The 12,286-nt window shown below is 64.8% G+C and carries 7 protein-coding genes; 5 read left to right on the top strand and 2 right to left on the bottom strand.

What is annotated here, in order from left to right:
* Positions 1 to 36 precede the first annotated feature (36 nt).
* Positions 37 to 1,140 (bottom strand): anhydro-N-acetylmuramic acid kinase, encoded by a 1,104-nt coding sequence (locus RBJ75_RS03785; protein ID WP_044410777.1) that lies wholly within the window; start codon positions 1,138 to 1,140, stop codon positions 37 to 39.
* 159 nt (positions 1,141 to 1,299) lie between these two features.
* Here RBJ75_RS03785 and tyrS point away from each other — a divergent pair, with 159 nt between their 5' ends.
* From tyrS to RBJ75_RS03765, 4 genes are all read left to right on the top strand, one after another.
* Positions 1,300 to 2,556 carry a tyrosine--tRNA ligase gene (tyrS, locus tag RBJ75_RS03780; RefSeq protein ID WP_044410781.1) on the top strand — a complete coding sequence of 419 codons (1,257 nt, stop codon included), beginning with the start codon at positions 1,300 to 1,302 and terminating at the stop codon, positions 2,554 to 2,556.
* 70 nt (positions 2,557 to 2,626) lie between these two features.
* Positions 2,627 to 3,853, top strand: coding sequence for an MFS transporter (locus RBJ75_RS03775; RefSeq protein ID WP_276156965.1), 1,227 nt, complete (start codon positions 2,627 to 2,629; stop codon positions 3,851 to 3,853).
* 704 nt (positions 3,854 to 4,557) lie between these two features.
* A complete protein-coding gene (locus RBJ75_RS03770; RefSeq protein ID WP_276156964.1) occupies positions 4,558 to 6,255 on the top strand; it encodes a methyl-accepting chemotaxis protein in 1,698 nt (565 codons plus the stop codon).
* A 437-nt stretch (positions 6,256 to 6,692) separates the two neighbouring features.
* Positions 6,693 to 7,259 (top strand): cytochrome b, encoded by a 567-nt coding sequence (locus RBJ75_RS03765; protein WP_044418226.1) that lies wholly within the window; start codon positions 6,693 to 6,695, stop codon positions 7,257 to 7,259.
* A 33-nt stretch (positions 7,260 to 7,292) separates the two neighbouring features.
* On the opposite strand, the gene RBJ75_RS03760 is transcribed toward RBJ75_RS03765, so the two are convergent.
* On the bottom strand, positions 7,293 to 11,003 hold the full coding sequence (locus RBJ75_RS03760) for a DUF3971 domain-containing protein (RefSeq protein WP_044418238.1): 3,711 nt from the start codon (positions 11,001 to 11,003) through the stop codon (positions 7,293 to 7,295).
* Here RBJ75_RS03760 and RBJ75_RS29460 point away from each other — a divergent pair.
* Positions 10,969 to 12,216, top strand: coding sequence for a redoxin domain-containing protein (locus RBJ75_RS29460; RefSeq protein ID WP_411194493.1), 1,248 nt, complete (start codon positions 10,969 to 10,971; stop codon positions 12,214 to 12,216). The genes RBJ75_RS03760 and RBJ75_RS29460 overlap by 35 nt on opposite strands.
* The last annotated feature ends 70 nt before the right edge of the window (positions 12,217 to 12,286 follow it).

Genomic DNA, 12,286 nt, shown 5'->3' with positions numbered 1-12,286 from the left:
CGTCAAGATCAATGCATCTGCATCAATCACCCGTGATCATGGCCGTTTGATCAGCCCCCCGGTCATCGGCAAGGTGACGCCGGTGGTCGCCGGATAGCTCAGCGGCAGGCCCTTGAGGCCGCGTGCGGCGAGAAAGCCGAATGCCTGCGCCTCCATCGCGTCCGCCGACCAGCCCAGCGCATCGGCGGCCTCGACGCTGGCCGGCGCCAGCGTCTCGCGCAGCATCCGCAGCATGGTCAGATTGCGGGCGCCGCCGCCGGTGACGATCCAGCTCTTCGGCGGCTTCGGCAGCAGCGGCACGATCCGCGCGATCGCCGCCGCGGTGAAGGCCGTCAGCGTCGCCGCACCATCGTCGGGGGCGATCTGCCCCAGCCGAAGCGCGGCGAAATCGTTGCGGTCGAGCGATTTCGGCGGCGGCAGCGCGAAGAACGGATGCGCCAGCGCGCGTGCGATCCAGTCGCGGTCCGGTTCGCCCTGCGCCGCGAGCCCGCCCTGGGCGTCGAATGACTGGCCGGTCACGGCAAACACGAAATCGTCGAGCAGCGCGTTGCCGGGGCCGGTGTCGCAAGCGATCAGGCTGTCGGCGCCATCGATATAGGTGATGTTGGACACCCCGCCGATATTGACCACCGCGATCGGGCCGTCGCGATCCAGCGCTTGCGCCAGCGCGCGGTGATAGACCGGCACCAGCGGCGCACCCTGCCCGCCGGCGGCGACATCGGCAGCGCGGAAATCGTGCATCACCGGAATGCGGATCGCCTTGGCCAGCGCCGCGGCGTCGCCGATCTGCACCGTCAATTTCTGCGCAGGCCGATGCAGCACGGTCTGGCCGTGAAACCCGACGATGTCGATATCCTCGCGGGCGATCCGGTGCTGCGCGGTGAAGGCCGCCACCGCTTCGGCATGCGCGAGCGTCACCGCCCGTTCGGCCTCGCCGAGGCTTCCCGGCCGCGCCTCGCGCCGCGGCAAGTCGACGGCGTCGGCCAGCGCCTGGCGCAGCAGGTCGCGCTCGGTCTCGCTATAGGCTCGATAACCGGACGGGCCGAGCGACGCCACCCGCTTGCCGTCGGTCCTGATCAGGGCGACGTCGACCCCGTCGAGCGAGGTCCCGCTCATCAGTCCGATCGCCGTCAACATCATGGCAGGGCTCCTTGAGGGCATCGCGCCTGAACGTCCAACTTGTGTCAAACACCCAGTTCTTATAATCCCACAACGCGCCGATATCGCCAGCGGGCATTCGCCTTGGCCCGCGGCTCCGTAGCAATACCGTAAAAGATCAATGATCCGAGTCGCAGACAAATGACCGCATTTAAATCCGATTTTCTCAATGTGCTGCAGAGCCGCGGTTTCATTCACCAGATCTCTGACCCGGAATCGCTGGACGATCTGGCGTCGCGCGGCGAGGCGATCGCCTATGTCGGCTATGATTGCACCGCGGCGTCGCTGCATGTCGGACATCTGCTCTCGATCATGATGCTGCATTGGCTGCAGGCCACCGGCAACAAGCCGATCGCGCTGATGGGCGGCGGCACCACGCGGGTCGGCGACCCTTCCGGCCGCGACGAGACCCGCAAGATCCTGACCTATGAGCAGATCGACGCCAACAAGGAATCGATCAAGGGCACCTTCGCCAAGCTGATCAAATTCGGCGACGGCCGCAGCGACGCGGTGATGGCCGACAATGCCGAATGGCTGACCAAGCTGAACTACATCGAGATGCTGCGCGACATCGGGCGCCACTTCTCGATCAACCGCATGCTGACCATGGATTCGGTGAGGATGCGGATCGACCGCGAGCAGGAACTGTCCTTCATCGAATTCAACTACATGATCCTGCAGTCCTACGACTTCGTCGAGCTGTCGCGGCGCTATGGCTGCAATCTGCAGATGGGCGGCTCCGACCAATGGGGCAACATCGTCACCGGCGTCGATCTCGGCCGCCGCATGGGCACGCATCAGCTGCATGCCCTGACCTGCCCGCTGCTGACCACCTCGTCCGGTGCCAAGATGGGCAAGACCGCCGCCGGCGCGGTGTGGCTCAACGCCGACATGCTGAGCCCCTACGACTACTGGCAATATTGGCGCAACACCGAGGACGCCGACGTCGAGCGCTTCCTCAAGCTGTTCACGCTGCTGCCGATGGACGAGATCGCCCGCCTCGCCGCGCTCAAGGGCCAGGACATCAACGAGGCCAAGAAAGTCCTGGCGACCGAGACCACCGCGCTGATCCATGGCCGCGACGCCGCCGACAAGGCCGAAGCCACCGCGCGGACCACCTTCGATCAGGGCGGCACCGCGACCGACCTGCCCAGCGTGGCGATCGCGTCGAGCGAACTCGATGCCGGGCTCGGCGTGCTGGCGGCGTTCGCCGAGAAGACCGGGCTGGTCGGCTCCAATGGCGAAGCGCGGCGCCAGATCAAGGGCGGCGGCCTGCGCGTCAACGACGTCGCCGTCACCGACGACAAGATGGTGCTGACCGCCGCAAATCTGACCGCGGACGGCGTCATCAAGCTGTCGATGGGCAAGAAAAAGCACGTGCTGCTCAAGCCTGCATAGGCCCATTCGCCTAGCCCCCTGTCCTTTTCCGCCAAAACGCGTTCCATGGTGAAAACGTTCGCGGGAAGGAATGCCTTTGGACCATCGCTCATCGCAGCGCACCGGCCTCGCCGTTCTCGGCGTCGGCTTCTTGTTGTCGGTGGTCGGCCGTGGCCTCGGCGAGAGCTTCACGGTGTTTCTGCTGCCGATCTCACAGTCGTTCGGCTGGGACCGCGCCGAAGTCGTCTCGATCTATTCGCTGACCGCCTTGTGCGGCGGGCTGGCCTCGCCGCTGATCGGCCGACTGTTCGACCGTTACGGCCCGCGGATCGTGTTCAGCCTTGGCCTGGCGCTGCTCGGCGGCGCTTTCCTGGCCGCGGCCCATGCCCAGCAGCTTTGGCAATTCCGCGTCAGCATCGGCTTCAGTGTCGGGCTCGGTGTCGCCTGCATCGGCAATGTGCCGAATTCGATCCTGCTCGGCCGCTGGTTCGGGCGGCGATTACCGACCGCCATGGCGGTGATCTATTCGGCGATGGGCGCCGGCGTGCTGGTGATGCTGCCGCTGGCGCAAATGCTGATCGAGCGTCTGGGCTGGCGCACCGCCTATCTGTGGCTCGGCGTTGGCGTGCTGCTGCTGTTGCTGCCACTGGCGCTGCTGCCATGGCGCCGCTTCGCGTCCGGCTCCGCGGCGCTGGCCAGGACCGCGCCTGTCGGTTTGGTCGATCAGGGCTGGACCCTGCTCGCCGCGATGCGGCACCACGCCTTCTGGGCGCTGTTCTCGACCTTCTTCTTCACCGCAATCGGCATGTACGCGATCTCGGCGCAGGTCGTCGCCTATCTGGTCGATGCCGGATTTCCGCCCCTGCAGGCGGCCACCGCCTGGGGCTTTTCCGGCGTGGTGCTGGTGATCGGGATGTTGGGCGTGAGCTGGCTCGACGGCGTGATCGGCCGCCGGCCCTCGATCCTGGTCAGTTACGCGCTGTCGATCACCGGCATTGCCATGCTGTGGCTGGTGAAGTGGTATCCGAACATCTGGATGCTGACCGGCTTCGTGGTCTGCTTCGGCAGCATGATCGGCTCGCGCGGGCCGCTGATCACCGCCACCGCGATGTCGATCTTCCGCGGCGAGCGGGTCGGCACCATCTACGGCACGATCTCGATCGGCAGCGGATTGGGATCGGCGCTGGGCTCGTGGTGTGGCGGGCTGATCCATGATATGACCAACAGCTACGACCTTGTACTTGCCTTCGCGCTGGTGGCCGTGCTGCTCGGCATGATCCCCTTCCTGGTGGTGCCGGCGCTGCGCCAGCGACAATAGTCTTTGCGGCTACGGCGCATTCGCGCCCTGGCGTCATGACTGCGACCAGCCTGCATAGGACTATTCGCGCAACGAGATTGGTCAAATCGGGCTCGATCGAGGTTTGAGCCCGAGCCGGGCAATGGCCGCCGCTCGATCCGGGCACCCTGACCCGCCGGGCGACCGACAGGATTCCGTTGCTGGTCGGCGGTGGCGTGCAAAGCTTTGCGTTTGAAGATGAATCTTCACGATTAAGTAGTATCACTAGGTGCTTATTGTTGCGGTTCCTGCCAGGGGGCCAACATGAGCCATCTCAGTCGATTGACCATCCCCACCAAGCTTGACGGCGCGGTTGTCCCGCAACCGCGTCGCCCCGATCCCGACGGCATCTCCTGGACGCGGTCGAGACGAGAGTGGCCATCATCGGAGCGATGAGCGCCACGCCACCACGACGGCGGCCGAGCGATCGGTGCGCCCATCTCTGCAATTGCCCGCAACGTTCCGCCGACGGTTCAGAGATCACCAACTTCCCGCCGGCATCGGACCGGCTGGCCGGCTTGCGCGTCTCAATCGGCGCGCCAGCGCCAGTGGCCGCTCCGGCCGCATTGTGGTCGACGCGACCGCGTCGGCCTGACGACAAGCGCAAAATTGATGATGATCTTCACCACCATCGGGTGAACCAATAAGAAACTCCAGCAATTGCTGCCGTAAATCGGAAAGAAAAGATGAACCTCCTCAGTCAACTCACGATCCGCACCAAGATTTCCGCCATGGTGGCGCTGACAGCCGTGGCGGTCTGCGCCGTTGTCGCAGTGGCCGCCTCGGTCAGCCAGAAGCGCATGTTGCATGATCGGACGGCGGAGTTGCGAACGGCGGTGGACATCGTCACCGGCATCGCGCAATCGCTGCATAACGAGGTCCTCGCCGGCAAGCTGACCCGGGCCGAGGCGGAGACGACGTTTCGCACCCGCGCCGCCGGCATGAGATTCAGCGACGGACATGGCTATCCAGCCGCTTACCGTGTGTCGAATCTCGAAGTGATGATGAATGCATCCAATTCGAAACTCGAAGGCAAGATCACCGGCACAAAAGATTCCAACGGCGTCGAGGTCACCAGAGCAATCGTCAACGCCGCCCGTGCGAATGCCGAGGGCGGCACCGCGACCTATCTGTGGCCTCGCCCCGGCCAGACCACGCCCATTGAGAAGCTGGTGTTCGCCCGCGTCTTCCAGCCCTGGGATATCGCCGTCGCCGCCGGCCTCTATGTCGACGATCTCGACGCCGACGTCCGCGCGCTGACGCTTCGCTTGGCCGCGGTCGGCGCCGCGGTGTTGGCGCTGGTGGGGCTGTTGTCCTGGCTGATCGCCCGCGACGTGCTGGGCGCGCTGAAACGCCAGCAGGCCCGGATGCAGTCGATCGCGACCGGCTCGCTCGACGAGCCGGTCGGCGAGACCGATCGGGGCGATGAAATCGGCCGCATGGCCGAAACGCTGGAGATGCTGCGGCAGACCGCAATGACCGCGCGCACGCTCGAGACCGAACAGGCAGCCTTGAAACAGCGCAGCGAAGCTGAAAAACGTGACGCGCTGATCGCGCTGGCGGAGCGTTTCGACGCCTCGGTCGGACAATTGGTTGCGCTGATGGCCTCAGGATCGACCGAGTTGGAGGCGACGGCGCAATCGATGAGCAGCACCGCCGATCGGACCAACCAGCAAGCGACCGTGGTTGCCTCGGCCGCGAACGAGGCCAGCAACCGGGTGCAGACGGTGGCCTCCGCCGCCGAGGAGCTGACCTCGTCGATTACCGAGATCAGCCGCCAGGTGGCGCAATCCGCCAAGATCAGCGACCACGCCGTCGCCAGCGCGCGCCGCACCGACAGCATCGTGCGTGCGCTGGCCGACGGCGCGCAACAGATCGAGCACGTCGCGGAATTGATATCGAGCATTGCCGGCCAGACCAATCTGCTCGCGCTCAATGCCACGATCGAGGCGGCTCGCGCCGGCGACGCCGGCCGCGGCTTCGCGGTGGTTGCGTCGGAAGTCAAAAGCCTCGCCGGGCAGACCGCCGAAGCCACCAAGGAGATCGGCAACCGCATCTCGCAGATCCAGACCGCCACCAACGAGGCCGTCGATGCGATCAAGGGGATCACCACCACTATCGAGGAGATCAGTGCGATCTCCGCCACCATCGCAGCCGCGATCGAGCAACAAGGTGCGGCCACCTCGGAAATCGCCCGCAACGTCACCCAGACTGCGCAGGCCACCCAGGACGTCACCACCAATATCGGCGGAGTCAGCGCCGCCGCCAACGAAACCGGTGGCGCCGCCGATCTGGTGCTGACGTCGGCCTCCAGCCTGTCGAAACAGGCCGAGCAGCTGGCGGGTGAAGTCACCACCTTCCTGGCCGGTGTCCGCGCCGCCTGAGCGAACCGGCGCGCAAGCGATCGCACCGGCCGCGGCTGCGATACCGCGTCCCATCGTTCGGCTCGTGATGCCCCGGGGCATCACGAGCCGAACGCGGCAAATACCTCGAACGCTGCAGGCCGCCGGCATCACCGCGCAGCAGCCGGCACAGGATTTCATCCGGTGGTCCGACCGCTGAGCGGCTGATCGATCCCGCCGTGGTGGTACTTGGCTCTGCGCCAGCGACAATTAGTCCGCGCAGCTGCGACGCATGAGCAGCCATCTGTCATGACAGCGAGATTCGCCCGTGGCATAGAGCCCCGGGGGCAGCCCGATCAGCAAAATGTGTTGCGCGGTTTGCGCCGGATCACACCCTCGTCGGTGACGACGGGGCATGATCGGCCGCCAAACCGCTGGCGCTTTGGCGGATCATGAACTCAATACCTTCTGGAGATCCCATGACGACAACCACCATCGATTCTGCCGGCAAACACCCCAGCGAATACGGCGCTTTCGCCGTGGCTCTGCATTGGGTGATCTTCTTTGCCATCATCGCGTTGTTCGCGCTGGTGAACTACGCAGGAAGTCTGGACAAGACCGATCCCATGCGCGGCACGGCGATGGATTGGCACAAGGCGATCGGCACGGTCGTGCTCGGCCTCGCTTTGCTACGGATCTTCTGGAACAAGGTGCACGGCGCGCCGGATCTGGTGCCGACCTCGCGCCTGACCGATGTTCTCGCAAGGATCAGCCACGGCCTGCTCTATCTGCTGCTGCTGGCGGTGCCGGCCACCGGCCTCGGCATGGTGCTGAGCGCCGGGCGCGGCGTCACTTTGCTCGGCATTCCGCCGCTGTTCGCGCCGAACAAGTCGCTCGCGGGACTGCTGCACGAGACCCATGAAACGCTGTTCTGGGTCACCGTCGCGCTGGTCGGCGTCCATGTCGTCGCGGCGCTGTGGCACCATTATATCCGCCACGACTCCACGCTCGGCCGCATGGTGCCGTGGTTGCGCGGCAAGGCGTAATCGCGTCCTGCGTCATTGCGGATCGGCGCAAGGTCAGTTGTTCGGCACCGGGAAGTCGCCGTTGTTCTGTTTGCCGGTGCCGAACTCGAAGATCTTGCGCAGCACGCCGGGCGCCATCGCGGAGATCGGATTGACGCGCAACACTGGCTTGCCGGGCGTGCCGATCACCTCATAGGTCACCCCGATCAGTCCCTCATTGCTGCCGCCGCCGAGGAACAGGCCGACGATCGGGATCTGGCCAAAGATATTGTTGAGCCCATACATCGGAATCAGGGTGCCGCTCATCCGCACCTCGTTCGCGGGATAGTCGATGCTGCCCTCGATCGTGGCGCCGATCGTCGGGCCTTTCACCACGCCTTCGCGGATCGTGAGCAAGCCGTTCTGGCGGGTGAACTCGGCGCGCAGCCGCGAGAAGCCCAATCCGGATTGCCCGGTGGCGGCGTTATTGGCGGCGACCCGGTCCAATGCCGATTCGCCCCTGACGGTGAAATCGCGAACGTTGATCAGCCCCTCTTTCTGCCGCGGCTCCGCGGTCGGCACATCCATCGCCAGCGCGAGGTGGCCGCCATAAATCTTGCCGTAGGTATCGGTGAAGCGGAAAAACGCGCCGGCATCATTGGTTTCCAGATAGATCACCTCGCGGCCTTGGGCGCGGCCGCGAATATCGCCGGTCAGTGGCGTGTCACGTCCGAGTTTTCCGCTCAGCGCGAAGCTGCGGATCGCCCCATTGCGCCGTGACAATTTGACGTCGACGCCGCGCACGGCTTCGCCAAAGAATCCAGCCACCGCGCCGAGCTTGAGATCGAGGTCGATGTCGATGCTCTTGGCCTTGCTCTTGCTGTCGGCTTCCTTGCTCGACATCGCCGACTTGATGAAGCCGCGGCCGTCGAATACGTCGCCGCGCATCGTGACCTTGAGAACACCGTCCTTGTCGCGCTCCGCCTTCAACGTCGCCTTGTCGCCCTCCGATGGCGAATAGGTCGGGAAATTGGCGTTCAGCAGATCGCTGTTCTGATCAACCTCGAGCGAGCCCTTGATCAGCGCGCCGCCGCCTTCGATCACGATATCTTCGAAGCGGGTCGATTGCTCTTTCTGAACCACGTTGAACACCGCGTGGCTGGACTTGCCGGGCAGCTTGGTCCAGCCCGGCAGCAGGTTGTCGAGCTTCAGCGCGGTCAGGTCGGCGTCGATGCCGAGCTGGCTGTCGTGGTCCGCGCTGCCGATCTTGCCGGTCAGCTTGATCGGGATAGCACCGGTGACGGCGGGGCCGAGATCGAATCCGAGCCGAGCGCGGCTGGCATCGTCGAGCGTGGCCTGCAATTTGACATCGGCGTCGCCAGTGGTCGGCTTGCGATAGTCGAGCGTCGCGGCCTGGCCGTTGATCTTGACGTCGCCCTTGACCTGATAGCCCTGATTGTTGGCGGTCACCTTCAGGCTGCTGGCTTCGAGCTTCTGGTTCATGACCAGCTTGTCGGCGGAGAAGCCGCTGAGTTCGGCGTTGACCGAATAGGTGGTGTCTTCCTTGGTCAATTCACGCTGGATCGGCATCCCCAGCGCAATCTGCGCCGACACCGTTCCTTTGCTGGTGTCGGGATTGATCGGCATCGCGCTGAATTCGCTCAGCCGATCCGAGGAGAGGATCTCTGCAACCGCGGGGACCGTGCCGTCGAGGCGAAACTTGACCCGCGCCGGCGACGGCTTCGGCGCCATATCGGGCACCTCGAAGACAATATCGGACAGCGAGAGCTTGCGGCCGGTCGGCGTATCGACCGTGGCCTGGCCGATCGTCACCGTGGCGGTGCGGCCGGTGACCCGCGCGCGCAGATCGGCATCGCGCACCAACGGCATGCCGTCGACCGGCCGCAGCACGGCGCCGGTGCCGATGATGTTGACCAGCAGGCCATCATCGGGGATCGGCGGACCGCGGCGCGATAGATTCTTGGTCGGCGAATTGACCGCGATATCGATGCTCTGAATCGATCCCTTCGAGATCCGCTCGGTCACCCATTCGCGCACTTCCGGAACGATCAGAATCGGCCACATCCGCTTCAACGCCGACACCGACATCGGCGTCCCGGCGAAGCCCAATGTCAGCCGGGGCTCGCCGGAATAATCGATGCTGCCGGTGCCGGCGACGCTGATTTCGCCATTGCTGATATTGGCCTGCGTCAGCAAGATCTTTCGATGGTCGGTGTCGAAGCGCAGCTTGATCGCGATGCGGTTGAAGATGAGCGGCGGCTCGGCGCCTGAATCCGGCAGCACAATGGTTCCGCCGCTGAAGCCCAGCCGCCAATCGGGAACGTCGCCATTTGGCGGTTCCAGCGACGCCAGCAAGGTGATGCGGTTGGCCCCGGCGATGATTTTGAACGGTGCCAGCAACACCCGTCGCCTGGCGTCCCATTCCACATTGATTTCCGCCTGATCGACGGTCATCGGATAGTTCGGCGTGTCGCTGTCGGTCAGCGTGCCGGCGTCGGCCACCACCTTGCCGCGGAAGAAGGTCGGCAGGCCGTCGCGGCCGAGCTCGCCCTTCAGGTCTCCGGTCAACGGAAAATCAGCGCTGTAGGTCTGGTCCTTCATCCGCAGGGCGAGCAGGATGTTCTTGGTCGAGACCCGGTTGGCATGAACCTCGACCGACCGCACACCGTCCGAAGGCGGACCGACCACGACCCGCAGCGACCAGGCATTGGCGCCCTCCTCGCCGAACGACAACGCCACCCCGCCATTGCTGGGGCGGCGAAGGCTGAGACTGATATGCTCGAAGTTCCAGCGGTTGCCGCGCTGCTGATCGTCGACGATCAGATTGCCGTTCTTCAAGCCGATCTCGTTGAGATTCTGGCCGTCGAGGCCGGTCAGGCTGAGACTGTCGAGCCAGTCCAGGCCGGCGAGCAGGCCTTTGGCCATGTCCTGATTGTCGGGAACCGCTGCCGGGCTGCCTAGCTGCGGGTCCGGCGCGTCGCTCGGAGCGGCTTGGGTCGCGGTCGGAGCAGCCGCCGGCAGCCGGGCCCGCTGCCGCAGCGAAGCCATGCCGGTCGCCAGCGGCTTGGCATTGTCGCCCGTCGACACCGTCACCTGGCCGTCCGGTGTGATTCTGATTGAGAGCTCGGCATCGACCAGCTTGAGGCTCTCGGCGCGAAGCCGCCCCATCAACAGCGCCTTGCCGGATAACCGAACCTCCGCCTTCGGCGCGCTGGCGACGATGACGTGATCGCTGTCCCGGACCACGATATCGCGGATCCGCACCGCGACCCTTATCCGGCCGGCGCGCTCGATCTGGGTGCCGCCGACCTCGACTGTATTGCCGTGGCCGATATTTTCCTCGATCGCCGCCGCGAGCCAGGGCGTCGCCATATCCACATTGATCGGACCGGCGCCGAGCCGCCACCACAGTCCTGCGAAGCAGGCCGAGAACACAAAACCCAGAACCAGAACGGCGATCGTGATCCGCCTCAGCCAGCGCTCGCCGGCGAGCCAGCGCCGCATCGCCAGCACGAAATCCTCGACCCGATGCAAATTGCCGCGCGAACCGGACAGCAGCCGCCGCGCACGATGCACCGCCTCGTGATCATGATCATGATCCCAGCCGGCCCCGTCCCAATCCGAGCCCTGAGGGCTGGCGTGCGGCTCGTGCGCTTGGGACGATTCTTTGCTGATCATAGCCTCTCGATGCGCACGCAATTCGCAAGCTGAATCGTCGAGGATAAACTGCATGCCGCTGCGCAAGTCGCGCCGTTCTGGCGGCATCGCTGCCAATCCTCGCTTGAAACCGTCAATCGCCATCGGCCCCAGCGGACCAATTCAACAAACGGGGATGGCCGGTGTCTCGAATCCCTGTAACCATACTCCGAGGTCGGCAGATTTGCCCAGCAGCGGTTTGCCCCGTCGCTCCATCAGCAATCCAGCGATTATTGACCCTCTGAAAGCGACGAAAGGAAGGCGTATGTCCAAGCAAACGCGCAAGAAAACCTCCAAGCCGGCGGCCGCGAAAAAAGCCGTGGCGAAAGCCAAGGCCGCACCGAATAAGCCGGCCACCAAATCCAAATCGAAGGTTGCCGACAAATTGAGTCAGAAACCGGCGAAAGCATCGCCCAAGCCCGCATCGAAAACCTTAAGCGTCGGAGCGCGCAAGACCGCTGCGCCCAGGACTGCTGCGCCCAAAACTTCTGTGCCCAAAACTTCTGTGCCCAAGTCCGCTGCGCCGACGCCCGCAGGACGAAAGACGGCCGCGCCGAAGGCGGCCATTGCCAAGACGGCCCCTGCCAGGACGTCCAAATCCAAGACCGTCACGCCCAAGACGGGCAAGTCCAAGACCGTCACGCCCGAGGCGGCCACTGCCAAGACCGTCACGCCCAGGACCGTTACGCCAAAGACGATGACGCTGCCGGCTGCCGGCAAGGAGGTCGTGCAGGATGCCAACAGCCCTGCAGCTAAATCTCCGGCCGCGCCGATGACGCGGCCCGCTCCGATCGCCGCCACCGCGCCGGACGTGACCGCGGAACTGAGCGAGGGGGCGAAGGCGCCGGGCTTTGCCTTGCCGCGCGACGGCGGCGAAACCGTCAAGCTTGCGGATTTTGCCGGCAACAAGCTGGTGATCTTCTTTTACCCGCGCGCCGCTACGCCCGGCTGCACCCGCGAAGCCATCGACTTCACCCGATTGGCCGAGGATTTCGCCGCCTGCGGAACGCAGGTGATCGGCGTTTCGGCGGATCCGCGAAAGGCCCAAGAATCGTTTCGCGACAAGCATCAACTGGTCACGCCTCTGATTTCGGACGAGACCCATCAGATGCTGCAGGCCTATGGGGCCTGGGGCGAAAAATCGATGTATGGCAAGACGTTCCAGGGCGTTCTTCGGACCACGGTGCTGATCGGCGCCAATGGCCGGGTGGCCAAGATCTGGCGCGGCGTCAAGGTCGACGGCCACGCCGACGACGTGCTCGCAGTGGCACAAAAGCTGTGAGTCCCATTCGCCAAATATTAACCATGAGGGGGTCAAATCCGGCCTTGCGTTGAGCCGACGGGAACCGTTT

The organism is Rhodopseudomonas sp. BAL398, assembly GCF_033001325.1.
GTDB lineage: Bacteria > Pseudomonadota > Alphaproteobacteria > Rhizobiales > Xanthobacteraceae > JARJEH01.
This window is presented reverse-complemented; position numbering and strand designations above follow the sequence as displayed.